At 58.8% G+C, this 26,082-nt stretch carries 24 protein-coding genes; 12 read left to right on the top strand and 12 right to left on the bottom strand.

The annotated features are described in order from the left end of the window. Positions 1-97 precede the first annotated feature (97 nt). The 3 genes from rsuA to AC1V0D_RS08980 all read left to right on the top strand — a co-directional run bounded on the left by rsuA (position 98) and on the right by AC1V0D_RS08980 (position 2,665). Positions 98-817 (top strand): 16S rRNA pseudouridine(516) synthase RsuA, encoded by a 720-nt coding sequence (rsuA, locus tag AC1V0D_RS08990; RefSeq protein WP_009089116.1) that lies wholly within the window; start codon positions 98-100, stop codon positions 815-817. A 50-nt stretch (positions 818-867) separates the two neighbouring features. Further along, entirely contained in the window at positions 868-2,064 is a 1,197-nt protein-coding gene (locus AC1V0D_RS08985) for a Bcr/CflA family multidrug efflux MFS transporter (RefSeq protein WP_058956724.1), read from the top strand. A gap of 283 nt (positions 2,065-2,347) precedes the next feature. Continuing rightward, on the top strand, positions 2,348-2,665 hold the full coding sequence (locus AC1V0D_RS08980; RefSeq protein ID WP_482907276.1) for a YejG family protein: 318 nt from the start codon (positions 2,348-2,350) through the stop codon (positions 2,663-2,665). Here the strand turns inward: AC1V0D_RS08980 and yejF are convergent. The 9 genes from yejF to yeiP all read right to left on the bottom strand — a co-directional run bounded on the left by yejF (position 2,652) and on the right by yeiP (position 13,492). Further along, positions 2,652-4,256 (bottom strand): microcin C ABC transporter ATP-binding protein YejF, encoded by a 1,605-nt coding sequence (yejF, locus tag AC1V0D_RS08975; RefSeq protein ID WP_058956723.1) that lies wholly within the window; start codon positions 4,254-4,256, stop codon positions 2,652-2,654. The genes AC1V0D_RS08980 and yejF overlap by 14 nt on opposite strands. Further along, the gene (locus AC1V0D_RS08970) at positions 4,257-5,279 is read right to left on the bottom strand and encodes an ABC transporter permease (protein WP_058956722.1); all 1,023 of its coding nucleotides are present in this window, start codon (positions 5,277-5,279) and stop codon (positions 4,257-4,259) included. Further along, positions 5,279-6,370, bottom strand: coding sequence for a microcin C ABC transporter permease YejB (locus tag AC1V0D_RS08965; RefSeq protein WP_009089127.1), 1,092 nt, complete (start codon positions 6,368-6,370; stop codon positions 5,279-5,281). Before AC1V0D_RS08965 ends, AC1V0D_RS08970 begins: the two co-directional genes overlap by 1 nt. A 10-nt stretch (positions 6,371-6,380) precedes the next feature. After that, positions 6,381-8,189 (bottom strand): extracellular solute-binding protein, encoded by a 1,809-nt coding sequence (locus tag AC1V0D_RS08960; RefSeq protein ID WP_482907275.1) that lies wholly within the window; start codon positions 8,187-8,189, stop codon positions 6,381-6,383. 49 nt (positions 8,190-8,238) lie between these two features. After that, positions 8,239-9,801, bottom strand: a complete 1,563-nt coding sequence (locus AC1V0D_RS08955; RefSeq protein ID WP_482907274.1) for a cyclic di-GMP phosphodiesterase — start codon at positions 9,799-9,801, stop codon at positions 8,239-8,241. A gap of 221 nt (positions 9,802-10,022) precedes the next feature. Then, on the bottom strand, positions 10,023-10,598 hold the full coding sequence (gene mepS, locus AC1V0D_RS08950; protein ID WP_046102239.1) for a bifunctional murein DD-endopeptidase/murein LD-carboxypeptidase: 576 nt from the start codon (positions 10,596-10,598) through the stop codon (positions 10,023-10,025). A gap of 514 nt (positions 10,599-11,112) precedes the next feature. Further along, complete coding sequence (locus AC1V0D_RS08945) at positions 11,113-11,820, bottom strand: phosphatase PAP2 family protein (RefSeq protein ID WP_009089134.1); 708 nt, start codon at positions 11,818-11,820, stop codon at positions 11,113-11,115. A 42-nt stretch (positions 11,821-11,862) separates the two neighbouring features. Next, a complete protein-coding gene (locus AC1V0D_RS08940) occupies positions 11,863-12,846 on the bottom strand; it encodes a CobW family GTP-binding protein (protein ID WP_312830177.1) in 984 nt (327 codons plus the stop codon). 73 nt (positions 12,847-12,919) lie between these two features. Continuing rightward, a complete protein-coding gene (yeiP, locus tag AC1V0D_RS08935) occupies positions 12,920-13,492 on the bottom strand; it encodes an elongation factor P-like protein YeiP (RefSeq protein ID WP_009089138.1) in 573 nt (190 codons plus the stop codon). A gap of 163 nt (positions 13,493-13,655) precedes the next feature. Between yeiP and AC1V0D_RS08930 the strand changes: the two genes are divergently transcribed. From AC1V0D_RS08930 to fruA, 4 genes are all read left to right on the top strand, one after another. Beyond that, on the top strand, positions 13,656-13,910 hold the full coding sequence (locus AC1V0D_RS08930) for a YkgJ family cysteine cluster protein (protein ID WP_009089140.1): 255 nt from the start codon (positions 13,656-13,658) through the stop codon (positions 13,908-13,910). Positions 13,911-14,181: 271 nt separating this feature from the next. Next, a complete protein-coding gene (gene fruB, locus AC1V0D_RS08925) occupies positions 14,182-15,312 on the top strand; it encodes a fused PTS fructose transporter subunit IIA/HPr protein (RefSeq protein WP_009089143.1) in 1,131 nt (376 codons plus the stop codon). Then, positions 15,309-16,247 carry a 1-phosphofructokinase gene (gene fruK, locus AC1V0D_RS08920; protein WP_009089145.1) on the top strand — a complete coding sequence of 313 codons (939 nt, stop codon included), beginning with the start codon at positions 15,309-15,311 and terminating at the stop codon, positions 16,245-16,247. Before fruB ends, fruK begins: the two co-directional genes overlap by 4 nt. Positions 16,248-16,263: 16 nt before the next feature. After that, a complete protein-coding gene (fruA, locus tag AC1V0D_RS08915) occupies positions 16,264-17,982 on the top strand; it encodes a PTS fructose transporter subunit IIBC (RefSeq protein ID WP_482907273.1) in 1,719 nt (572 codons plus the stop codon). A 114-nt stretch (positions 17,983-18,096) separates the two neighbouring features. Here the strand turns inward: fruA and nfo are convergent, their stop codons facing one another. Together nfo and AC1V0D_RS08905 are read right to left on the bottom strand one after the other, a co-directional pair. Beyond that, on the bottom strand, positions 18,097-18,942 hold the full coding sequence (nfo, locus tag AC1V0D_RS08910; protein WP_482907272.1) for a deoxyribonuclease IV: 846 nt from the start codon (positions 18,940-18,942) through the stop codon (positions 18,097-18,099). 51 nt (positions 18,943-18,993) lie between these two features. Then, entirely contained in the window at positions 18,994-20,046 is a 1,053-nt protein-coding gene (locus AC1V0D_RS08905; protein ID WP_482907271.1) for a YeiH family protein, read from the bottom strand. A gap of 106 nt (positions 20,047-20,152) precedes the next feature. Here AC1V0D_RS08905 and AC1V0D_RS08900 point away from each other — a divergent pair, with 106 nt between their 5' ends. From AC1V0D_RS08900 to AC1V0D_RS08880, 5 genes are all read left to right on the top strand, one after another. Continuing rightward, complete coding sequence (locus tag AC1V0D_RS08900) at positions 20,153-20,518, top strand: YkvA family protein (RefSeq protein ID WP_046102233.1); 366 nt, start codon at positions 20,153-20,155, stop codon at positions 20,516-20,518. Positions 20,519-20,536: 18 nt separating this feature from the next. Then, a complete protein-coding gene (gene yieE / locus AC1V0D_RS08895) occupies positions 20,537-21,403 on the top strand; it encodes a DNA-binding transcriptional regulator YeiE (protein WP_482907270.1) in 867 nt (288 codons plus the stop codon). A gap of 116 nt (positions 21,404-21,519) precedes the next feature. Further along, positions 21,520-22,986 (top strand): amino acid permease, encoded by a 1,467-nt coding sequence (locus AC1V0D_RS08890; protein WP_265138851.1) that lies wholly within the window; start codon positions 21,520-21,522, stop codon positions 22,984-22,986. A gap of 306 nt (positions 22,987-23,292) precedes the next feature. Further along, on the top strand, positions 23,293-24,369 hold the full coding sequence (locus AC1V0D_RS08885) for a FecCD family ABC transporter permease (protein WP_154927621.1): 1,077 nt from the start codon (positions 23,293-23,295) through the stop codon (positions 24,367-24,369). Further along, entirely contained in the window at positions 24,369-25,157 is a 789-nt protein-coding gene (locus tag AC1V0D_RS08880) for an ABC transporter ATP-binding protein (protein WP_046102230.1), read from the top strand. The genes AC1V0D_RS08885 and AC1V0D_RS08880 overlap by 1 nt, the downstream gene beginning before the upstream one ends. A gap of 72 nt (positions 25,158-25,229) precedes the next feature. Here the strand turns inward: AC1V0D_RS08880 and fghA are convergent, their stop codons facing one another. Then, complete coding sequence (fghA, locus tag AC1V0D_RS08875) at positions 25,230-26,072, bottom strand: S-formylglutathione hydrolase (protein ID WP_046102229.1); 843 nt, start codon at positions 26,070-26,072, stop codon at positions 25,230-25,232. Positions 26,073-26,082 lie beyond the last annotated feature (10 nt).

The raw sequence follows: 26,082 nt of genomic DNA, 5'->3' as shown, positions 1-26,082 counted from the left end.
GTCAGGCGGACGCAGATCACGTTATACTTCCCGCACATTTTCAACGGTTAACCAGGCCGTTTCAGATTCCCTCCGCAGTAACAGGCAAAACGAATTCATGCGACTCGACAAATTCATCTCTCAGCAACTGGAAATCAGCCGCGCCATCGCCCATCGCGAAATCCGCGGCCAGCGTGTCACCGTGAACGGGGAGATCGTGCGCGATACCGCGTTTAAACTGCTGCCCGACCACGAAGTCGCCTATGACGGCAACGTGCTGCAGATGCTCACCGGTCCACGCTACTTTATGCTGAACAAACCACAGGGTTACGTCTGCTCAACCGACGATCCCGATCATCCCACCATCCTCTATTTCCTCGAAGAGCCGATGTCTTTCAAACTGCACGCAGCAGGGCGTCTCGATATCGACACGACCGGACTGGTGCTGATGACGGATGATGGTCAGTGGTCACACCGGATTACCTCGCCGCGTCATCACTGCGAGAAAACCTATCGCGTCACACTGGAATCGCCGGTCAGTGACGATACGGCCGCGCAGTTTACGGCGGGCGTACAGCTGCACAATGAGAAGAGCCTGACCAAACCGGCACAGCTGGAGGTGATCACGCCGACCGAAGTACTGCTGACCCTGAGCGAAGGGCGTTATCACCAGGTGAAACGGATGTTTGCGGCGGTCGGCAATCGGGTGGTTGAGCTGCATCGTGAGCGCATTGGCGACATCGTGCTGGATGCCGATCTGGAACCGGGCGAATACCGGCCGCTGACGGCAGAAGAGATCGCCAGTATTGGTCTGCCAAAAGAGTTACAGGCTAAATAAGCGGACGGGCTGCCAGCAGGCCGTGCCAGTCCCACAGGGCAGGAGAAAGTGTGCGTAAGGAAAAGAATTCGCCAACAGGTCTGGTCGTCATTCTCGGTCTGTTAGCCATGCTGATGCCGTTGTCGATTGACATGTATCTGCCTGCCATGCCGCAGATTGCGCGTGAGTTTGGCGTGTCGGCGGGTAGCGTGCAGATGTCGCTGAATCTCTACATTCTGGGGTTCGCGATCGGGCAGCTCATCTATGGGCCGCTGGCGGACAGCTACGGCCGCAAGCCGGTGATTGCGCTTGGCACACTGATCTTTGCCTGCGCCGCCGCGGCCTGTGCGTTGTCACAAAGCATTGATCAGCTGATTACCATGCGCTTTCTGCATGGGCTGTCGGCCGCGGCCGCCAGCGTGGTGATCAACGCCCTGATGCGCGACAGTTACTCGAAAGAGGACTTTTCGCGCATGATGTCGTTCGTGATGCTGATCACCACCATTGCGCCGCTGCTGGCGCCGATTATCGGCGGCTGGCTGCTGGTGCTCTGGAGCTGGCACGCCATCTTCTGGGCGCTGTCGGGCGCGGCATTAGTCACCACACTGCTGGTGACCACGCAGATCCGCGAAACCCTGAAGCCGGAGCAGCGCCAGCGATTCCATCTGCGCACCACGCTGGGTAATTTCGTCACGCTGTTTCGTCACAAACGGGCCTTCAGTTATATGCTGGCGAGCGGCTTCTCCTTTGCCGGACTCTTCACCTTTCTTAACGCCGGTCCCTTTGTTTATATCGAACTGAATCACGTTTCGCCGCAAAACTTCGGCTACTACTTTGGCCTTAACGTGGTGTTTCTCTTCGTGCTGACCCTGATTAACAGCAGGGCCGTGCGCCGCTTTGGCCCGGTCGCGATGTTCCGGCTGGGGTTGCTGATCCAGTTCTCTATGGGGATCTGGCTGCTGCTGGTCAGCGCCTTTGACCTGGGCTTTTTGCCGCTGGTGCTGGGTGTCGCACTGTTTATCGGCTGTGTGTCGATCGTCTCATCCAATGCGATGGCGGTGATCCTCGATGCGTTCCCGCATATGGCGGGCACGGCTTCCTCACTGGCGGGCACCCTGCGTTTTGGCGTCGGGGCTTTTGTGGGGGCGCTGCTGTCGCTGATGAGTTTCAACAGCGCCTGGCCGATGGTAGGCACCATCGCGCTGTGCGCGACGATTTCCCTGCTGCTCTTTCTCTACGCGTCACGTCCCCATCCTGCGTCCCGCTAGCCGGGCGCAGGGGGTTTTCCCCGTTACCGCTGGCTCTGTTAGCGGCCTTTCTTGTTATGTTTCTATATTGTGAAAATCTTTAGCTAAAAAAGTAATCATATTGCGTCTAAAATGATTGTTAACGGCGTGTGAACGCGGTACATATAGCCAGAAGTGCGATGAGAGTCGCAAAAAATGCGCGCGGGCAGACGATTAACACTCGTCCGGACTCAGCGGTTGTCGGTCAGCTTTCAGCGTCGGTTGCTGTGTGTTGCGACATAAACTCATTCGGGGAGAGTAAACGATGCTGCAACTTTCAATTGTGCATCGCCTGCCGCAGCTTTTCCGCTGGGCCAGCGATCGCCACAGTGCTATTGAGCCTGATGAAGCCCTGGATGACCAGGAGTTCGTGGCGCTGCGTCTGATCAGCCACGATGGCATTCCGGCGTGGGAAATCCTGCAGCAGTTAAAAGAGGTGCTGGCAGAGATTCAGGTCGACTGTAAAGTGGCCGAATGTGAAGGGCAGCCCTGCCTGTTCATTCAGCGCCGTGACGAGAGTGCCACTAACTGCTGCCTGAAAAATCAGGGCGTGGCGATTGCCGAAACCTTTAACGCAGGCTGAGCCGGGACGACTGCAGCAGCTCGCGGGTGTAGTCGTTCTCAGGTGAAGCAAACAACTTTTCACACTCTCCCTGTTCTGCCACTTCTCCCTGACGCAGCACGATAAGCTGGTGACACAGGGATCGAACCACATCGAGGTCGTGACTGATAAACAGATAGCTGAGCTGGCGCTGCTGCTGCAGACGACGTAGCAGCGTCAGGATCTGTTTCTGCACCGTGCGGTCCAGCGAGGAGGTCGGTTCGTCCAGCACCAGCAGCTCCGGTTCCAGAATCAGCGCCCGCGCGATGGCGATACGCTGTCGCTGCCCCCCCGAAAATTCGGCCGGATAGCGGTGGCGGCTTTCCGGGTCGAGTCCCACCTCTTGCATCACCGCGATGACGCGCTGCTCCTGTTCTGCCCGACCGATAGCGGGCAGATGTACCGCCATGCCTTCGGCAATAATCTGCTGCACCGTCATCCGCGGATTCAGGGAGGAATTGGGGTCCTGAAACACCACCTGAATGCGCTGGCGCAGCGGCAGCAGTTGCCGGCGCGTCAGCTGATGCAGCGGCTGACCATCAAACCAGACTTCCCCGCGCGAGCGAATCAGCCGCAGCAGCGCCAGCCCGGTGGTGCTTTTGCCCGAACCGGACTCGCCAACCAGGCCCAGACTTTCGCCGCGCCGCAGGGTAAAACTCAGCCCGGCGAGTATGATCTTTTCGGCCGCCTGCCGCCGGAACAGTCCGCGCCGTAGCGGAAAACTGACCTGAAGCTGTTCGACCCGAAGTATCACCGGGGCGACCGCAGGCAGCGGCAGCGCGGTTCCTTCCGGTTCGGCGGCCAGTAACTGCTGGCTGTAGGGATGCTGCGGCTGGTCCAGCAGAACCTGACCGCGGTTCTGTTCCACGATGCGACCCTGACGCATCACGCTGACGCTATCCGCCAGCTGGCGCACAATATTCAGGTTATGAGTGATAAACAGCATGCCCATGTTCATCTCCCGCTGCAGTTCGCGGAGCAGCTTCAGGATCTGCGCCTGCACCGTCACATCCAGCGCGGTGGTCGGCTCATCGGCGATCAGCAGCTGGGGTTCGGTCAGCAGGGCCATGGCGATCATCACGCGCTGGCGTTCGCCGCCGGAGAGCTGGTGCGGAAAATCGTTGAGCCGGGCGGCAGGCTGCCGGATGCCGACCCGATCGAGCACGCTGAGTATCTCTCCGCGGGCCGCCGGACGACGCAGTCCGCGATGCAGCGAGAGCACTTCATACAGCTGCTTCTCCACGGTGTGCAGCGGGTTGAGCGACACCATCGGCTCCTGAAAAATCATCGCCATCTGGTTGCCGCGAAGGGCACGCAGCCGCGCCTCCGGGGCGCGCAGCAGATCTTCACCCTGAAACAGGATCTCGCCCCGGGGATAAACCACCGACGCCTCATGCAGCAGTCGCATCACCGACAGCGCCGTTACGCTCTTGCCGGAGCCTGACTCGCCCACCAGCGCCAGGGTTTCGCCTGCATTGATGCGCAGGGAGAGATCCTCCACCACCGGGCGAAGCGCATCGCCCTGACGAAAGGCAATCGAAAGATCGTTGATGGCCAGTAAGGGTGTCGTCATTCAGGCTCCTTTGCCCGGATCGAAGGCATCGCGCACCGCTTCGCCAATAAAAATCAGCAGCGAAAGCAGGATCGCGAGCGTGAAAAAGCCTGCCAGGCCTAACCATGGCGCCTGCAGGTTGTTTTTGCCCTGCAGCAGCAGCTCCCCCAGCGAGGGCGAGCCCAGCGGCAGACCAAAGCCGAGAAAGTCGAGTGAGGTGAGGGTGGTGATCGACCCACACAAAATAAACGGCAGAAAGGTCAGGGTCGCCACCATGGCGTTAGGCAGCATATGGCGCAGCATAATCCGGCCGTCGCTGACGCCAAGGGCCTGCGCCGCGCGAATGTAATCGAAGTTACGGGTGCGCAGAAACTCGGCCCGCACCACGCTGACCAGACTCATCCAGCCGAAGGCGACGGTGACCAGCAGCAGCCACCAGAAGCCGGGCTGGATCACGCTGGAGAGTAAAATCAGCAGAAACAGCGCGGGCATGCCGGACCAGACTTCAACCAGCCGCTGCCCGATCAGATCGATTCTGCCGCCGAAATAGCCCTGCACCGCGCCGACCACAATGCCAATTACGCTGGAGAAGAGCGTCAGCAGCAGACCGAACAGCAGCGAGATGCGCGTGCCATAAAGCAGCCGTGCCAGCACGTCGCCCCCGTTGGCGTCGGTGCCAAGCCAGTTCTGCGCCGACGGCGGAGAGGGGAAGGGCACCTGGGTCGCAAAATTGAGGGTGCTGTCGCTGAAGCGAATCGGCGCCCACAGGGCCCAGCCCTGCCGGGCAATGCGCTGCTGCAGCCACGGGTCCTGATAATCGGCGGCGGTCGGCAGCACGCCGCCATAGTCCGTTTCGCTGTAGTCAAACAGCAGTGGCAGCATCCAGCGCTGCTGGTAATGCACCAGCAGCGGCTTTTCATTGGCAATCAGCTCGGCACCCAGCGACAGCAGAAAAAGGACCAGAAAGATCCACAGCGACCAGTAGCCGCGCCGGTTATGGCGAAAGCGCTGCCAGCGCTGCTGAGTGAGGGGAGAAAGCGGCATCAATGGCTCCTGAAATCGATGCGCGGATCGACCAGCGTATAGGTCAGATCGCTGAGAATGTTCATCAGTAACCCGATCAGGGTAAAAATATAGAGCGTGCCAAACATGACCGGATAGTCGCGTTGCAGGGTGGCGTCATAGCCGAGCAGCCCCAGGCCATTCAGGGAGAACATCACCTCGATCAGCACGGAACTGGTAAAGAACATGCTGATAAAGGTGGCAGGAAAGCTGGCGATGACCAGCAGCATCGCGTTGCGAAACACATGATGATAGAGAATACGCCGCTCCGGCACCCCTTTGGCGCGCGCGGTCACCACATAGAGTTTGCGGATCTCATCCAGAAACGCGTTTTTCGTCAACATCGTCAGCGTGGCGAAGCCGCCTATCACCGTCGCCAGCACCGGCAGTGCGATGTGCCAGAAGTAATCCAGCACCTGACCATACCAGGGCAGCGTGTCGTGCTGCGCAGAGGTGAGCCCGCGCAGCGGAAACCAGTCCAGATAGCTGCCCCCGGCAAACAGCACGATCAGCATGATACCGAACAGGAAAGCCGGAACGGAGTAGCCCACAATAATCAGGGCGCTGCTCCAGATATCAAACGCAGAGCCGTTGCGCACCGCCTTGCGGATACCCAGCGGGATCGAGACCAGATAGATAATCAGGGTGCTCCATAACCCCAGACTGATGGAAACCGGCAGGCTCTCTTTGATCAGCCCCACCACTGAGGCGCTGCGAAACAGGCTGTCGCCAAAATCGAAGCGCAGATAGTTCCACAGCATCTCGCCGTAGCGCTGCCACAGGGGTTTATCGAATCCGTAGCGCTGTTTGATCTCTGCAATTACCTCCGGGTCCAGCCCGCGTGCGCCCCGATACTGATTGTCGGCGGGATTGAGATGACTGCGCGTGGCATGTGAACCGGCGCTGTCGGCGCCGCTGCCGGGCAGGCCGGTTGTCTGACCAAACTCAATATTAGCCAGCGCCTGATCGACCGGTCCGCCGGGGGCGATTTGCACGATAAAGAAGTTCAGCGTGATGATCGCCCACAGCGTCGGAACGATCAGCAGGACTCTGCGCAGAAAGTAAGCGGCCAACGGTGCCTCCTTAGCGTTTACTGGCCGGCAGGCGTCCGGCTTTGTGTGCGTCGTACCACCAGCTATCCAGACCGGTACTGTAGGCAGGCTTGCGGGCGGGATGGGAAAACTTATCCCAGTAAGCCAGCCGCTGCTCAGCGTTGTACCACATCGGGATCATATACGCATTCCACAGCAGTACCCGATCCAGTGACTGCGCCAGCGGCCGCAGCGCAGCGGGATCGCCCTGGTGCGCCACGATCTGCTGCACGAAGTGGTCAACGACAGGATCTTTCACCCGCGCGGTATTCCAGGAGGAGCTGATGTAGTCCGACTGCCACAGGATCTGCAGGCTGGAGGTGGGGATCGGCATCGCCTGATAGAGGGTGGCGATCATGTCATAGTCGCCTTCACGCCAGCGCCGCAGATATTGCGAGCTGTCGACCTGCCGCAGGTTCAGGGTGATGCCGAGCCGCGAGAGCGCGTGCTGGAACGGCAGTGCCCACTCCGTGCTGGTGCCACCGCGCAGCAGCAGCTCAACGGTGAACGGCTGACCGGTTTTGTCATTGACCAGACGCTGATTCTTAATCTGCCAGCCTGCCTCTTTCAGCAGCGCATATGCTTTTAACAGGCTGGCGCGGTCGTAGCCACTGCCATCGCTCACCGGAGGCTGGTAGGGCTGAGTGAACAGTCCGGCGGGCAACTGCGCGCGCCACGGTGCCAGCAGGGCCCGCTGTTCCGCATCCGGCGCACCCTGAGCAGCATACTCTGTGTTCTGGAAGTAGCTGCTGGCGCGCTGCCAGGCACCGTAATAGAGCGCCTTGTTCATCCAGTTAAAATCGAACATCAGTGAAAAAGCCTGGCGCACGCGACGGTCATGGAACAGCGGTTTCTCATTGTTAAACGCCAGCCAGCGGGTATCAGTAGCGGCCTCGTTGGGCGTGGTCTGCTTCACTATATCGCCCTCGTCGAAGGCGCGGCCGCGATACTGGGTGGCCCATTTCTTCGCTGAGACCTCCTCACGCCAGTCGTAAGCCCCCGCTTTAAAGGCTTCGAACGCCACGTTGTCATCCAGATAGTAGTCGTAGCGCATCCGATCAAAATTGAAGCGCCCGCGATTCACCGGCAGATCGGCGGCCCAGTAATCTTTGACCCGGCTGAACTCAATAAACTGACCCAGCTTCCAGCGGCTGATGCGATAGGGCCCGCTGGAGAGCGGCGGGGCGCTCAGCGGCTCATTAAACTGCTTATCTTTCCAGAATGACGCCGGAATGACCGGCAGCGTCAGCAAGCCCATCAGCAGATCTCTGTCCGGTTTGGTGGCGTCGATGCGCACCGTAAGATCGTTCAGCGCGGTCACCGTCACGCCGCGATAGGCCACACGGAACTGAGGCACGCCTTCGGTCATAAACTTCTGAAAGCTGAAAGCCACATCGCGGGCCGTAATCGGTGAGCCATCGTGAAAGCGGGCGCGGGGATTCAGGTGAATCTCAGTCCACGAAAAATCGCTGGCGTAGCGCGCCGACAGGGCGATCAGCGGGTAGTAGCTACCCGGCTCGTCGTCTGAACTGGTGTAGAGCCCATCATAAAGCGCACCGGTATTGATACCCGGATTGCCGCGCGAGGCGTAGCGGTTGAAGTTGTCGTAGGTGCCAATGACCGCCAGGGTGATGCTGCCGCCTTTGGGCGCATCGGGATCGGCATACTCATAATGGCTGAAGCCGGGCGGATATTTCGCTTCCCCGGCCTGAGTAAAAGAGTAACTTTGCAGAACGGAGGCGGCCAGCAGCGGGGCGCTGAGTAGGGCGCCTGTCAGCAGAAGTCCAGCGCGAAGCAGCATAGCGAATGCCCTCTCCAGTAAGTGTTCGGCTCCGCCCGGGCCAGACCGGTCAGGCGCGATGACGCTGAAAATAGTCTATCAGCGTTTCCGGCCGCAGCGGGCGACTAAAGATATAACCCTGCAGGTGAGTCACGCCGCGATTGATCAGCCACGCCGCCTGTTCGCCCGTTTCCACGCCCTCGGCCACGCTTTTCAGGTTCAGCTTTTTTGCCAGCTGCAGCACGGTATCCAGCACCGGCGAGGTCAGCGTCTCGGTGCCGATACTCTGCACAAAGCCGCGATCGATTTTCAGGTAATCAAAGGCGTAGCGCTCCAGATAGATCAGTGCGCTGTGTCCGGTGCCGAAGTCATCAATGGCGATGCGGATCTGCTGCTGATGCAGCCAGTCAAACAGCTCGCCGACATTTTCGTCGCGCACCATGACGCGTTCAGTAATCTCGAACACATAATTAAAGTGGCCGGCCGGCATGCTCTCAAGCCAGTTCAGGACATCCTGACGGAAGCTGCGGTCGGCCAGGTGCAGGGGCGAAATGTTGAGGCTGAGGCTGGCATAACGGGGAACGGTGTGACAGAGCAGGTGTGCATCGCGGGAAACCAGCTGAAACAGATGGCGGGTCAGTGGAACAATCAGGTTTTGCGACTCGGCATACTGAATAAAGACATCGGGCGGGATCGGACCTTCCGTCGGGTGCGTCCAGCGCAGCAGTGCCTCCATGCCATAAGGCTGACTATCGTGAGAGGTAACCAGCGGCTGATACTCCACGTGAAACTCGCCGCGCTTCATGCCCCGAATCAACTCTCTGCCCGGACGCTGATAGTGGGCGAGCAGCAGCCAGCAGCCACCGGCAACCAGCAGTGACAGCAGCAGACCACTCAGCACAATGTTCTGATAATCGCTGAAGGCGAGAGTGGAACCGTAGAGAACAAACTGCAGCGGATAGCCTTCCAGCGACCGCTGAACCAGCGGTATCGGCAGGTTCTTATTCTCCGTTACGCCATGCTGCCAGCTGGTCAGGGCACTGTGCTGTGCCACCAGCGCCATACCGGTAATCTCCGGATGCCAGGAGGCCATCAGCTGATAGGGGGCCAGGCTGATGTTGAGTGTCGCGAAAACGCCGGTCTGCAGATTGCCGGGATTCTTCACCCACAGTGCCAGGGCCGGTTTATCCGGCTGCAACGGCGTGCCCGGCATCAGCTGCAGATCGGTATCGCGCGAGATATCACTCTGGGGCGAAATCACATTGATCGGCAGACTGAAACTGCCGGTGGCTGAGGAGCAAAAGGCATTGCCATTATTCACCAGCAGGATGGCACGAAGATTCCCGGCAAAGGCGGCGCGTGAGGTCAGTTCACGATTGATGGTGTGGCAGGCATTATGGGTAAACGGGAGCAGGGGACTGAGGGTGCTGTTATACAGGCTGGCGAGCGTTTGCTGTAGTGCCGACCGGCTGTGCTCCAGCAGGCGCTGATGTTGCCGCTCGCGCTTATGCCAGGTGTGATGAATCGCCAGCAGCGTGAACAGGAGAAAGAATAGGCCGCCGACCATCGCGCTACGCCATGCGATTCGGTGAGGATAGGTGGCATGGCGCTGTAGCGCCCCCGACAGTGGCATGAGGAGCTTCCCCTGATCAAATTATTATTATGTTAATGCACACGACTGCTTCGGTTTAAGCGACCGAGAATATAACGAGAATGCCGGGGATGTCTCGTTATTAATCTGAAATACAATGCTTTTATCTGCTATGGCGAAGGCGGATAAAACAAAAGACGAAAAAAAACGCTGCGTAAGCAGCGTTTCATGTTCTCTGGCTGAGAGAAAATCGAATCTGAGGATCAGGACGGGTTACGACTCAGTACCCGGCGCCCTTCACGGTAACGCTTTTTCCAGTAGTCATCATTCAGACTGGAGATCATGACGCCACTGCTGGTTGAGGCATGAACGAAGTTATCGTTGCCCAGATAGATCCCGACATGACGACCGGTTGAACCTGCGCGGAACATCACCAGATCGCCCGGACGCAGTTTACTGCGGGTAATCTCTCTGCCGGTGTCCTGCTGCTCAGAGGTGGAGCGGGGTAATTCCAAGCCAAATTGATCGCGGAAGGTACGTTGTACAAAGGCGGAACAGTCGATTCCGCGTTTGGTATCGCCACCGAGACGATAGCGCACACCTTTCCAGACGGCGTATTGTTCCATGATGCGCGACTTAACGTCGACATTACGCACCATTTCTTCAAACTCATCCTGAGACGCCTGAAGTAAAAAACCATTCTGGTTGTTAACTTCATGATTCTCGTTATTCGCGTTCTGACTGCTATGGGTACTGCTACAAGCTGAGAGGAGGGTTGCCAGCGCCAGTGCGGGCACAATCCGCAAAATATATCTCAGTATTGGTTGAGACTTGACCATTATTCGGGTTTTCCTTCGATGTCCTTACGACAGAATTGTCGCCAGCCAGATAACAAAACAGGGAGATTAATAAGCGAGACAGACTAAGACAAATCCTTAATGACTAAAATGTGTTAATGGACACATTTTTTCACGGTAAAAATCCGAATTTTCTGCCGCTAATGCCTCACAGGGACTGAGGTTAACTGATTACACACGCCGTGGCGAGTGCTTTTAATCAATTTTATATAGGTTTTTTTGATGTGAAATCAAACCGTAACACGCTGACTAATTTAGCAACAATTATGGGGAAATGATGGCGATAACAAGCGGTAAAAGGGGCGCCAATTCGGCGCATAGAAACGGATTCTGGAATTTTCTTTATTGACAGCGGCGGGTGACGACTATTTAACCACCTGGCGGGGTCATAACCTTTTCCTCTCGCTATTTTAATTAGCAGACTAATAATGATGAGCTGTTTTTTATTAGCGCGGGCAGTTAACATCCTGTCAAATAAACCGACCGCGCTTAACATTTACATCACGGGCTTATATTTTCCCGGTAATTTGCGATAAAACCAGTTAACCAGCGCGTCACTGGCAGGGGTTAAAAGCCACCAGCTCAGACCCACCAGAACCACGGACAGCGATCCCACGGCAATATCGGTAAACCAGTGCGCCCCGGCCATGACGCGCGGCAGAGAAAATAGCACCACAATTGCCAGCGCGATTAAAAAACGGCTGAAACCAAAATAACGCCAGATAAAGCAGGCGAAAATAATCAGCATCATGCCGTGGTCGCCAGGGAAGCTGTCTTTCGACGCATCTTTGGCGGGAATGCCGGTCAGCTCACTGACGCGATGCACGTTTTCGAAGAAGAGGGTCGGGCTGGAGTGTTTCACCGGCAGCAGATGCCCCAGCTGATTCAGCACCACGGCAGTCAGCAGCATGGTGATACCGATAGCCAGCATCCGGCGGCGTGCCTGAGGCGCTTCATGTCGCCAGATCGACAGATACAGCAGGCCCATCGCCAGCAGTGACACCACATCAAAGCCACGGAAGTTGGTTATGGCGACGATCAGCGCAAACAGCGGATGGGTCACCATCTGATTATTGAAGCCATAAAAAATCGATTTATCGATGCCGAACCAGAAGCCATGCTGAGGCGGCAGATACCACGAAAGAAAGAGCACGACGCCCAGGGCATTCAGCAGCAGGATAGTAATAAGACGAATTGCGCGCATAAGTAAGCTCAATTAAAAAAATAACCGCCGACAATACCTCTGTTAGCGTAAACGGCACTTCAACAACGCCGATTGTAGCCGATTCCAGTCAGCCTGCTCAGAATGAATAATCTCGATGCGGCTGTCGGATGGCGTGGCGGCGAGTGTCTCACTCTGCAACTCTTTTGCCTGACGGTTAATACGCATTGTGCCTTCGCGGATGCGCATCACGCCTTTGATCCGATCCACCGGCGCCTGCCGGACCCACTCCAGCAGCGCAGCGGCGTCAAACAATGTGTCACCATCAAACAGCCAGCCGCAGGCGCTATAGCCCTGTCCGTGGTTCAGCGCCCGCCGCCAGCGCGCCGCCCCTTCCAGCTGTAAGGCGGCCAGACCGCTCGCCGGTTTCGTCGTATGAGGGTGATGATGGTGATGATGGTGTGGCAGGGGAAGGTCACGTGGCTGGCGCGGCGTATCAAGCAGGCCGGAGGGAATCCGGCCAAACTCGGTCGCTATCACCGGACGTGGCGGCTGCATCTGCTGCTGCCAGTCAGTCAGACGCTGACGATCTTCGTCCTCCCAGCAGTCGCGCTTATTGGCAATAATGATGTCGGCGGCAGCCAGCTGGTCGCGGAAGTTCTCATCAGCGACCACGCGCGGGTCGGCAAGCTGGCGCGCATCGAGTAGCGTCAGGGTGGCATTGAGTTGCAGCCACGACTGATAGACCGGTGCGCTGAGCATCTCCAGCACCTGACGCGGATGCCCCAGGCCGGTCGGCTCTATCAGCAACCGGTCAGGCCTGTTCTTCAGCAGCATATTCAGCCCGACCTGCATGGGCAGGCCATTGACGCAGCAGAGACAGCCGCCAGGGATCTCTTTCAGCGTCGCGCCGCGATCCGCCAGCAGCGCGCCATCGATGCCGATTTCGCCAAATTCATTGACCAGCACGGCCCACTGTTCGCCTGCGGGCCTGGCGGCCAGCAGATGGCAGAGCAGGGTGGTTTTTCCGCTGCCTAAAAAACCGGTGATGAGATTAACGCGCGTCATGGGAAAGGCTCCTGCCGGGATAGCGTGATAATGTAATACTATAACATTATCACGTTCGGTTTCCCGCCCTCGCTTACTCGGCGCGCCCCATATAGCGACGTTCGGCAATATGGATGCGGATGCGGTCACCGTTGCTCAGGTATTCCGGCACCTGAATCGAGAGGCCGGTGCTCATTCCGGCGGGTTTGGTGCGGGCGCTGGCAGAAGCACCTTTGATGCCCGGCGAGGTTTCAACGATCTCCATATCGACCGTCTGGGGCAGTTCCAGTGCCAGCACCTGGCCTTCCATCGTCAGCACATGGATACCCGGAATGCCTCCTTCCGGAATAAACAGCAGCTCTTCTTCGATCTGATCGCGTTTGAAGGTGTAGGGGGTGTAGTCTTCGTCATCCATAAAGATATATTCGTCACCATCTATATAAGAGAAGGTCACGCTGCGACGGCTGAGCGAAATCGCATCAATAATCTCGTCGCCCTTAAAGCGCTCTTCAACTTTTAAACCGGTGCGGACATCGGTAAAGCGCATCTTATAGAGGGTGGCGGCACCGCGTGCGCTGGGGCTCTGGACATCAATGTCCTTAACCAGCAGCAGTTTACCGTTGTGCGTGACGGCCATCCCTTTTTTGATTTCGTTGGCTTTTGGCATTGCTGTTCTCGCTATCTTGAGAGTGAAGTGCGCGCAACGTTACTCGCGCCGGTGAAAACTGGCAATATCGCGGGTGCGAAATTTTGCATCAGGCCGCCGCATTCATGGTAATTGTCGCGCCGGACTGCTATTGTCGCCGCGACTTTCTTTGCCGGAGCTCAGCATGCAATGCCGTAGCCAGTGCGGTGCCTGTTGCACGGCACCCTCTATCTCATCCCCCATCCCCGGTATGCCCGACGGCAAGCCCGCCAATACCCCCTGCATTCAGCTTGATGCGCTGCTGCGCTGCAAACTCTTTGGTTCGCCCCTGCGTCCCGCCGTCTGTTCCGGGCTGCAGCCGCAAGCGAGCATGTGCGGCGACTCGCGCGAGCAGGCGATGACCTGGTTGCTGCAGCTGGAAGCGGATACGGCCCCCTGAGGCGCTGACGCAGCTGACGTTTTTCTGATGGCGTGGTTGCCTTACAGCAACAGCTTCAGCCGGATCGACCTTTCTGCCTCACAACCGTCATGAAATGTGCGTAACATCAAAAATCTGCTACGCCGTTTGCGCATTTTCTTGCCTGCAGAATCGCGCTGTACCACAATCCCTGAAACGTTTCAGCGGTGGTCCGGCAACCTGTCCCTGACAGTGCGACGCAAAAATCTCCCCACCGGCTGAAACGATTCAATCTCAGCAAGCGAGGAGAATTATGTTCCAGCTCGAATTGCAGGCTATCCATACCGGAGCCAGCGCCCAGAATAAAGAAGAGGCCATTCGTCAGGTCGCTGCCGCGTTAACCGCGGCGGGCAATGTGACTGAAGGGTATGTCAACGGCATGCTGGCGCGCGAACAGCAAACCTCCACCTTTCTCGGTAACGGCATCGCTATCCCTCATGGCACCACAGACACCCGCGATCTGGTGCTGAAAACCGGCGTTCAGGTGTTTCAGTTCCCGCAGGGCATTGCCTGGGGTGACGATCAGACCGCCTATGTCGCCATCGGCATTGCCGCGAAGTCTGATGAGCATCTGGCGCTGCTGCGTCAGCTGACCCACGTTCTGAGCGATGACTCCGTTGCCGAACAGCTGAAAACCGCCTCTGCTGAAGATCTTCGTGCGTTGCTGATGGGCGAGAAACAAGCCGCCGAATTCAGCTTCGACACCGCATTAATTACCCTTGATGTCGCGGCCAGCGACCTGATCACCCTACAGGCGATGAACGCCGGTCGTCTGCAATCCGCTGGCGTTGTGGATGCCAGCTATGTGGCGGATGTGGTTTCAGCCTCCCCGCTGAACCTGGGGCAGGGCATCTGGCTCAGTGACAGCAGCCTGGGCAACCTGCGCAGTGGCGTGGCGATCAGCCGTGCTGCCCATCCCTTCGACCATCAGGGCGAATCGGCTGCGATGCTGATCAGCGTGTCGGCAACCGATGAACGTCCGCTGGAGGTGCTGGGCTACCTGAGCGCCTTACTGCAGCAGGGGAAAGCCGATCGTCTGCTGAAAGCGGATGCCGCAGGCGTTTATGCGCTGCTGACCAGCGAAGTGGATGAGCAGGCTGACGTCCTGACCGCTGAATTCACCATCCGCAACGAACATGGCCTGCATGCCCGTCCGGGCACGGCGCTGGTCAGCGTCATCAAGCAGTTCAACAGCGAGATCACCGTGACCAACCTCGACGGCAGCGGTAAGCCTGCCAATGGTCGCAGCCTGATGAAAGTGGTGGCGCTGGGCGTGAAGAAAGGGCATCGCCTGCGCTTTACCGCCAGCGGCGACGATGCTCAGCAGGCGCTGAACGCCATTGAAGAGGCGATCAGCAGTGGTCTGGGCGAGGGGGCAGCATGAGCAGACGTGTCGCCACCATTACGCTGAATCCGGCGTATGACCTGGTGGGCTATACCCCTGAAATTGAACGCGGCGAAGTCAATCTGGTGAAAACCACCGGACTGCATGCGGCGGGCAAGGGCATTAACGTCGCCAAAGTCCTGAAAGATCTGGGCATTGACGTGACCGTCGGCGGCTTCCTGGGCAAAGAGAATCAGGATGGCTTCCAGCAGCTGTTCAGCGAGCTGGGTATTGCTAACCGTTTTCAGGTGGTGCCAGGCCGCACCCGCATCAACGTGAAACTCACCGAACAGACCGGCGATGTGACCGATCTGAATTTCTCCGGTTTTCAGGTGACGGGTCAGGATTGGGATCGCTTCACCACCGACTCCCTGACCTGGCTGGGCCAGTTCGATATGGTCTGCGTCAGCGGCAGCCTGCCGGAAGGGGTCGATCACGACGCCTTTACCCGCTGGATGACCGAACTGCGCACCCACTGCCCGTGCATCATCTTTGACAGCAGCCGTGAGGCGCTGGTGGCAGGACTGAAAGCCGCCCCGTGGCTGGTGAAGCCTAACCGCCGTGAGCTGGAGATCTGGGCCGGTCGCAAACTGCCGACGCTGCAGGATGTGATTGGTGCCGCGCACGAACTGCGCGAGCAGGGCATCGCCCATGTGGTGATTTCACTGGGCGCAGAAGGGGCGCTGTGGGTCAACGCCTCCGGCGAATGGATTGCCAAACCCCCGGTCTGCGATGTGGTCAGCACCGTGGGTGCCGGCGACTCGATGGTGGGCGGCCTGATTTATGGTCTGCTGATGCGCGAGTCCAGCGAGCATACGCTGCGTCTCGCCACTGCCGTGGCGGCGATGGCCGTCAGCCAGAGTAATGTTGGTGTATCCGATCGAACTCAGTTGGCCGCCATGATGGCGCGTGTCGACTTACAACCCGTTAACTGACAGCAGGAGAGCGATAATGAAAACGCTGCTGATAAAAGACCCTACACTGGGACTGGCTTCCGCTTACATGGCGCAACAGCGCCTGGCTGCTACGGCAGCTGCTGCGGGCCTGACCCTGACTGAAAACCCTGCCGATGCTGAACTGGTGATTGTGCTGGGTAAAAACGTGCCGGACGACGCGGCGCTGAACGGCAAAGCGCTCTGGCAGGGCGATGTCCAGCTGGCCGTCCGTGAGCCGGAAACCTTCCTGAACCGCGCGAAAGCAGAAGCCAAGACCTGGCAGTCGCAGGCTGCGGTGGCGACACCGGCGGGCGCATCTGCTGCGGCTCCGGCTCAGGCTGGCGCGCAGAAACGTGTGGTTGCCGTTACCGCCTGTCCGACCGGCGTGGCGCACACCTTTATGGCGGCAGAGGCGATTCAGGCCGAAGCAACCCGTCGCGGCTGGTGGGTGAAAGTTGAAACCCGCGGTTCAGTCGGGGCCGGTAATGCCATTACCCCGGAAGAAGTGGCGGCAGCCGATCTGGTGATCGTGGCCGCCGATATCGAAGTCGACCTGGCGAAATTTGCCGGTAAGCCGATGTACCGCACCTCAACCGGACTGGCGCTGAAGAAAACCGCCCAGGAACTGGATAAAGCGGTAGCCGAAGCGAAGCCTTATAAAGCGGCTGCCAGCGGACAGAGTAACGCCAGCGCAGAAGAGGAGAAAAAGCAGGGCGGCGCAGGGGCGTATCGTCATCTGCTGACTGGTGTCTCCTATATGCTGCCGATGGTGGTCGCAGGCGGTCTGAGCATCGCACTCTCATTTGCGTTTGGTATCACCGCATTTAAAGAGCCGGGCACGCTGGCGGCTGCCCTGATGCAAATCGGTGGTGGCAGCGCCTTTGCCCTGATGGTACCGGTACTGGCGGGCTTTATCGCCTTCTCCATCGCTGACCGTCCGGGTCTGACCCCGGGTCTGATTGGCGGGATGATCGCCACCAGCATCAACGCCGGCTTCTTAGGCGGCATTATCGCGGGCTTCATTGCCGGTTATGCGGCGAAGCTGATCAGCGGCAAAGTTAAACTGCCGCAGAGTATGGAAGCGCTGAAACCGATACTGATTATTCCGCTGTTTGCCAGTCTGATTACCGGCCTGCTGATGATCTACGTGGTAGGCAAACCGGTTGCGGGCATCATGAATGGTCTGACCCACTGGCTGGCGAACATGGGCACCGCGAACGCGGTTCTGCTGGGCGCGATTCTGGGCGGCATGATGTGTACTGACATGGGTGGTCCGGTGAACAAGGTGGCTTACGCGTTTGGCGTTGGCTTACTGAGCTCGCAGACGTATGCCCCGATGGCCGCCATCATGGCCGCAGGCATGGTGCCACCGCTGGCGATGGGTGTGGCCACGCTGGTTGCGCGTCGTAAGTTCAACAAAGGTCAGCAGGAAGGGGGCAAAGCGGCGCTGGTTCTGGGTCTCTGCTTTATCTCTGAAGGTGCGATTCCGTTCGCGGCCCGCGACCCGATGCGTGTTCTGCCTTGCTGCATCGTGGGTGGCGCGGTGACCGGTGCCATCTCCATGGCGATTGGCGCAAAACTGATGGCGCCGCACGGTGGGCTGTTCGTTCTGCTGATCCCTGGCGCGATTACCCCGGTACTCGGTTATCTGATGGCGATCGTCATCGGCACCGCGATTGCGGGTCTGAGCTACGCGGTACTGAAACGTCCGGAAGAGCAGCTGGCGAAAGCCTGATACGCGGAAGTGAAATAAACAGGGAGCCAGATGGCTCCCTGTTTGCTTTGATAAGGTACCTGCTTCCCTCGCTTTGATGTCATCACCGTCTGGAAAGCCTTCAGGCTCCTTTTTCTATCCCTGCTGTTCGGCTTTCAGCCATGCAATCTCATCTTTCCAGATATCGGGATTGATGGTTTCCAGAATCAGCGGGATGCCATCGAAGCGGGGATCTTTCATCAGCCAGCTGAACACCGTCCTGCCGATATTTCCTTCTCCCAGACTGTGATGGCGGTCAACGCGGCTGTCGAAGGCGCTCTTGGCGTCGTTCAGGTGCATGCCACGCAGATAGTGAAAACCGACGATGCGCTCAAAGCTGGCAAAGGTCGCTTCGCAGTCTGCCTCGGTTCGCAGATCATACCCGCCGGCAAACGCATGGCAGGTATCAATGCAGACCCCGACACGCGATTTGTCTTCGACATGCTCAATAATGGTGGCGAGATGCTCGAACCGGAAGCCCAGATTACTGCCCTGACCGGCCGTATTTTCGATGACGGCGGTAACGTTCTGCGTCTGGTCGAGCGCGATATTGATCGACTCGGCGATGCGCTTCAGGCAGCTCTCCTCATCGATCTGATGCAGATGGCTGCCGGGGTGGAAGTTCAGCAGCGTCAGCCCCAGCTGGTCAGCACGCCGCAGTTCATCAATGAAGGCCGCGCGGGATTTCTCCAGCGCCTCCTCAACCGGATGGCCCAGGTTAATCAGAAAACTGTCGTGCGGCAGGATCTGCTGGGATGTGAAGTGATAAGTCTCGCAGGCGGCGCGAAAAGCATCAATGACCTCAGTGGTCAGCGGGGCGGCCTTCCACTGACGCTGATTTTTAGTAAAGAGGGCGAAGGCGGTGGCTTCTAATTCATGGGCGCGGATCACGGCCTGATCCACCCCCCCTGCCGCACTGACATGTGCGCCAATATATTTCATGCCTTTCTCCTGGGGCTATGCACGGATGAAACGGCATGATACCCGATGCGGTTAGCCCATGAAATGTTGCACCAGCAGATTGATCGTGCCACCGCCTGCGATTAACCAGCCAAAGACCAGCGCACCCAGCAGCAGGGGTTTAACGCCCGCTTCACGCAGCGCGCTGAAACGGGTGGTTAAGCCCAGCGCGGCCATCGCCATCGCCAGCAGCAGGCCAGCCAGCTGATTCAGTGAGGCCACCAGCGCCGCAGGCAGCAGCTGCAGCGAGTTAAACAGCGCGACCGCAATAAACAGTAAGGCAAACCAGGGAAAGGTCACCGGCTGACGGGCGCGGCCCTGACGCCCGCCGCGCAGCATCGTCCCCAGGCAGAGCAGGAACGGGGCCAGCATCATCACCCGCAGCATCTTGGCAATAACCGCGCTGTTTTCGGCTTCCGGGCTGATACTGTGTCCGACTGCTACCACCTGCGCCACTTCATGAATCGTGGAGCCGGTGAAAACGCCAAACTGTGCAGCACTCAGAGCCGGAAACAGATGATGCGCCAGCGGCCAGAGCAGGGGATAGATGAAGATCGCCAGCGTGCCGAACAGCACCACGGTCGCGATGGCCACCGCGACTTTCGACGGCGCGGCTTTGACCACCGGCTCGGTCGCCAGCACCGCTGCCGCACCGCAGATACTGCTGCCTGCGCCAATCAGCCAGACGGTTTCGCGATCCAGCTTCAGTAACCGGATACCCAGCAGGCAGGTGATAAAGAAGGTGCTGCTCAGCGTCAGCGCATCGATCAGGATGCCGCTGACGCCGACATCGGCAATCTGCTGTAAAGTAATACGAAAGCCAAACAGGATAATCCCGAGCCGCAGCAGCTTCTGCTTCGCCAGCGCGACGCCGCTGTCGCAGTGTGATGAGAGAGGGGAACAGACGCTATTCCCGACCACGATGCCCAGCATGATCGCCAGCGTCAGTGAACCCAGTCCCAGCCCCGCGATCAACGGCTGTTGCGCCAGCCAGTTCGCCGCAGCGGCGAGCGCGGCGGTCAGCAGCAGACCGGGAAACAGGCGCACAACGGGATAGTGCGTTTTAACGATGCTCAGTTCGGCCATAAGGGTCACTCCTCTTCAGTGAGTGTCGATCATGGCGCGCACTGGCTTAAAAGTGAAATTGATAATATATTTATAATCAACCGGAATAAACGATAAGGCCGACATTATGAGCGTTTTGCGTCTGCGCCGCTGGGCAACGCTGATCAAGAGGGATGTGCTGGTACTCTGGTTCGCCTTTCGCGATCCGCGCACGCCCTGGTGGAACAAGCTGGGCATGCTGGGCCTGGTCGCCTATGGCGTCAGCCCGATCGATTTCATCCCGGATGTGATCCCGTTTGTGGGACTGCTGGATGACGCGGTCATCATTCCGACCGGTGTTATGCTGCTGCTGCGCCTGCTGCCGCGTGAGGTGCGCATCAGCAGCAGCGAAAGGGCCGCATCACGGCGTTCCCGCGGCAAAAAAATCGCAGGCTGGCTGGTGGTAGTGGGGCTGATCTGGCTGGCGCTGATCATCTATCTCGTCAGACATTAACAGACTTAAGGATCGACGATGCACATTACGCTGCGGCAAATCGAAGTCTTTACCGAAGTGCTCAAGAGTGGCTCGACGACCCAGGCGTCGCAGCTGCTGGCGCTGTCGCAGTCGGCGGTCAGCGCGGCGCTGGCCGATCTGGAGAGTCAGCTTGGGGTTCAGCTCTTTGATCGGGTCGGTAAACGACTGGTGCTGAACGAACATGGCCGCCTGCTTTATCCCCGCGCTGTGGGTCTGCTGGAGCAGGCGGGGGAGATTGAGCAGCTGTTCAAAGAGGACAACGGGGCCATCCGCATCTTCGCCAGCAGCACCATCGGTAACTATCTGCTGCCGGGCATGATGGCGGCCTGGCGACGCGATTTTCCCGGCCTGCCGCTGGAGCTGAGCGTAGGCAACAGTCAGGATGCGATTCAGGCGGTCTCCGACTTCCGCGTCGATGTCGGCCTGATTGAGGGGCCGTGCCATATGACCGAACTGGTCAGTGAACCCTGGCTGGAGGATGAGCTGGTGGTGTTTGCCGCGCCGGATGCGCCTGTTCTGCAGCAGCCGGTCACCCTGAAAACGCTGGCGGACGCCCCCTGGATCCTGCGCGAACGCGGCTCCGGCACCCGTGAAATCGTCGATTATCTGCTGCTGTCTCACCTGCCGAGCTTTCAGCTGGGGATGGAGCTCGGCAACTCTGAAGCGATTAAACATGCGGTGCGCCACGGCATGGGGATCAGCTGCCTGTCGCGCCGGGTGATCGCCGATCTGCTGGAGGCGGGAACGCTGATCGAACTGGCGATTCCGCTGCCGCGCCTGACCCGGACGCTCTATCGCATCCATCACCGACAGAAGCATATTTCCAAAGCGCTGGCGCGCTTTTTATCCTACTGCCGTGAGTGACCGCTAATAATTCGGGCGCGATCATGAACTTAACTAATAACAGCGTGGCTCCGCTATACAGAGGCGAGCTGGCTGCTACAATCTCGCCTCATTTTTACCCTTCGTAGCGTTTACACATGCATAATGACTCAAATACAACACAACAACCTGCGTTACAGCGTGCACTAAAAGCACGCCATCTCACTATGATCGCCATCGGCGGCTCCATCGGAACCGGCCTGTTTGTCGCATCGGGTGCCACTATTGCTCAGGCCGGACCCGGCGGAGCACTTCTCTCCTATATGCTCATCGGTCTGATGGTCTATTTCCTGATGACCAGCCTGGGTGAACTGGCGGCATTTATGCCCGTGTCCGGTTCGTTTGCCACCTACGGCGCAAAATATGTCGAAGAGGGCTTTGGTTTCGCACTCGGCTGGAACTACTGGTACAACTGGGCGGTGACCATCGCGGTTGATCTGGTGGCGTCACAGCTGGTGATGAATTACTGGTTCCCCGACACGCCAGGCTGGATCTGGAGCGCGCTGTTCCTGGGCCTGATGTTCCTGCTCAACTACATCTCCGTCAAAGGCTTTGGTGAAGCGGAATACTGGTTCTCGCTGATCAAAGTGGCCACCGTGGTGATTTTTATCGTGGTTGGCGTGCTGATGATCACCGGCATTATGCGCGGTGCAGAACACGCGGGCTGGCATAACTGGCAGGTGGGCGAAGCGCCGTTTGCGGGCGGTTTTGCGGCGATGATCGGCGTGGCGATGATTGTGGGATTCTCCTTCCAGGGCACCGAGCTGATCGGTATCGCGGCGGGCGAATCTGAAGATCCGGCAAAAAATATCCCGCGTGCGGTGCGGCAGATCTTCTGGCGTATCCTGCTGTTTTACGTCTTCGCGATTCTGATTATCAGCCTGATCCTGCCGTACACCGATCCCAAGCTGCTGCACAATGACATCAACGATATCAGCGTCAGCCCGTTCACCCTGGTGTTCCAGAATGCCGGTCTGCTGTCAGCGGCGGCGGTGATGAATGCGGTGATCCTGACGGCCGTGCTGTCGGCGGGAAACTCCGGCATGTACGCCTCAACCCGTATGCTTTACAACCTGGCCTGTGAAGGCAAAGCGCCGCGGATTTTCGCCAGACTCTCTAAAGGCGGCGTGCCGCGTAATGCACTCTGGGCGACGACGGTGGTGGCGGGACTCTGCTTCCTGACCTCGAAATTTGGCAATCAGGAGGTTTACCTCTGGCTGCTGAATACCTCAGGCATGACCGGTTTTATCGCCTGGCTCGGTATCGCGATCAGTCACTACCGCTTCCGTCGCGGCTATGTTGCTCAGGGACGTGACCTGAACGCGCTGCCTTACCGCTCCGGCTTTTTCCCGCTGGGTCCGATTTTCGCCTTTGTGCTCTGCCTGATCATCACGCTGGGTCAGAACTATCAGGCGTTTCTCAACGACACCATCGACTGGTACAGCGTAGCGGCCACCTACATCGGCCTTCCGCTGTTCCTGATCATCTGGTTCGGCTACAAGCTGACGCGCGGCAGCCGTTTCGTGAAGTACAGCGAGATGGAGTTCCCGGTTCATAAAGATTAGTTCTGTGCGCTGACTCCTGCGCACGGTGCCTGCCGCAGTTCTGGCAGGCCGCAGGAATCGTGAAGCGATGGGAGCCTGTGCCTGTAGCAAAGCATAGCGGGCCAGGGATGGTCCGCGCTGAGCCCGCCAGGGATGGCGGATTTTGCGTCTTTGCGAAAGGCACAGGCTCCCTGAGCCATTCTCCCGCCTGCAACACCGTTTTTTACCCTTTTTTCACGCCTCGCTTCCCATCACGAATTGATAATTATTATCACCTGCACTATTGTGGCTGCGTTTTCTGACAGGATAGCCACACAGGGTTAAAACATGACTACCGAAACTTCGCTGCTGGCGGGAGAAGAGACGCGTCAGCACAGCATGCATAGCTACCACCTGGTGCTGCGTCGCCGCGTCATCTGGATCGGCGTGCTGCTGCTGGCCATTATTGCCTCGCTGGTCCTCGACTTCACGCTGGGTCCGGCCGGCCTCTCGCTGGAGACGCTGTGGAATACGCTGCTCAGTCCCGACAGTGTCGACGCCGGAACCCGCGTCATCGTCTGGGACATCCGTCTGCCCTATGCCCTGATGGCGATTGTGGTGGGCCTGTCGCTCGGCCTCGCGGGCGCAGAAATGCAGACCATTCTGAATAACCCGCTGGCCAGCCCCTTTACCCTCGGTGTCTCCTCGGCGGCGGCATTTGGTGCCGCGCTGGCCATCATCCTCGGCATCGGCATCCCCGGCATTCCTGACCAGTGGTTGATCTCCGCCAACGCCTTCGTTTTTGCGCTGTTTGCCGCCCTGATGCTGGACGGCATCACCCGCTGGACCCAGGTCTCCTCGGCGGGCGTGGTGCTCTTCGGCATTGCACTGGTCTTTACCTTCAACGCGCTGGTCTCCATGATGCAGTTCATCGCCAGCGAAGATACCCTGCAGGGGCTGGTTTTCTGGACCATGGGCAGCCTGGCGCGCGCCTCCTGGGAGAAGCTGGGCGTCCTGACCGTGGCGCTGGCGATCCTGGTACCGTTCTCCATGATGAGCAGCTGGAAGCTGACGGCGTTGCGGCTGGGTGAGGATCGGGCGGTCAGCTTTGGCATTGACGTGCGTCGTCTGCGTCTGGCGACGCTGCTGCGCATCAGTATTCTCTCGGCGCTGGCCGTGGCCTTTGTCGGCCCGATTGGCTTTATCGGCCTGGTCGCTCCCCATATTGCCCGCATGATGTTTGGTGAAGATCACCGCTTCTATCTGCCAGCCAGCGCGCTGGTAGGTGCCCTGGTGCTGTCGCTGGCCTCGGTCGCGTCGAAAAACCTGCTTCCGGGCGTGATCATCCCGGTCGGCATCGTCACCTCACTGATTGGCGTGCCGTTCTTCCTGAGTATTATTCTGCGTCACCGGGGGACAGTGTGATGGAACAGGGTCTGACGTTACGCGGCTTCAGTGCCGGTTACCCAAAACATAAGGTGATTGAGAATCTCAACGTGGCGCCGCTGCCGCGTGGGGAGATCACCGTGCTGCTGGGGCCCAACGGCTGCGGCAAATCGACACTGCTGCGGGCCCTGGCCGGACTGAACAAAGGGCAGGGCGAAATGTGGCTCAACGGCGAGGATCTCATGACTCAGCCGTTTGCCCGCCGGGCGAAGAACGTGGTCTATCTGCCGCAGTCCCTGCCTGCGGGCGTGCATCTGCATGTGCTGGAGTCGATCATTGTGGCACAGCGCGCCTCCGGCGGCCTCCACAGCGCCAGCAGTGAAGCCGAAATCATGCACCTGCTGGAGCAGCTGGGTATTGCCCATCTGGCGATGCGCTATCTCGACCAGCTCTCCGGCGGACAGAAGCAGTTAGTCGGGCTGGCACAGTCGCTGATCCGTCGCCCTGAGCTGCTGCTGCTGGATGAACCGCTGAGCGCGCTGGATCTCAACTACCAGTTTCATGTGATGGATCTGGTGCGGCGCGAAACCGCCCTGCGCAACATCGTCACGGTGGTGGTGGTGCATGATATCAATATTGCGCTGCGTCATGCGCAGCATGCGCTGATGCTGAAACAGGGGGCACTGGTGGCGCAGGGGCAGCCGGATAAGGTAATTACGCCCGCGACCCTGGCGAAAGTCTATGGCGTCGATGGACGAATCGAGCACTGCTCGCGCGGCATTCCGCAGGTGATGATTGATGGCCTGACCGGTCCGGCGCTGGTCTGACACAACGGCGGGTCGTTACCGGCCCGGCATCGTGCAAAAAAGTTCAGGGCCGCAGTTGCGGCCCTGAACTTTTTACGCCAGAAGATGCTGCGCGTGGAAGCGCAGATGATCTTCCACAAAACTGGCGATAAAGAAGTAGCTATGGTCATAGCCCGGCTGAATGCGCAGCGTCAGCGGGAATCCCACCTCACTGGCCACGCTTTCCAGCCGCTCCGGTTGCAGCTGGTCGGCCAGGAACTGATCGCTGTCGCCCTGGTCGATCAGGATCGGCAGACGATGCGCCACCTCCGCCATCAGCTGACAGCTGTCATATTCCCGCCAGGCCGCCGGGTCATCGCCCAGATAGGCCTGAAACGCTTTCTGACCCCACGGCACCTGCATCGGGTTTACAATCGGTGCGAAAGCCGACGCCGAAGCAAAGCGGTTGCCCAGACGCAGCGCCAGCATGAGCGCGCCGTGTCCGCCCATGGAGTGACCCATGATCGACTGACGGTCGCTGACCTTAAAGTTATCCGCAATCAGCGCAGGTAACTCGCTGCTCAGGTAGTCGAACATGCGGAAATGCGCGGCCCAGGGCTGCTGGGTGGCATTGAGATAAAATCCCGCTCCCTGACCCAGATCGTAGCCCTCATCGTTGGCCACCTCATCGCCGCGCGGGCTGGTGTCCGGCATAATCAGCACCAGACCCAGCTCCGCCGCCACCCGCTGCGCGCCCGCTTTGGTCGTGAAGTTCTCATCGTTGCAGGTCAGCCCGGCCAGAAACCAGACCACCGGTGGCGGCGCATCGCCCTGCGGTTCAGGCAGATAGATGCTGAAGGTCATCGGGCAGTTCAGCACGGCCGACGCATGACGCCAGCGCTGCTGCCAGCCGCCAAAAATACGGTGTTCTTCCAGTAGCTCCAAAGTGGATGCCATAACGCCTCCT

Source organism: Pantoea sp. PA1, from assembly GCF_056856975.1.
This window is presented reverse-complemented; position numbering and strand designations above follow the sequence as displayed.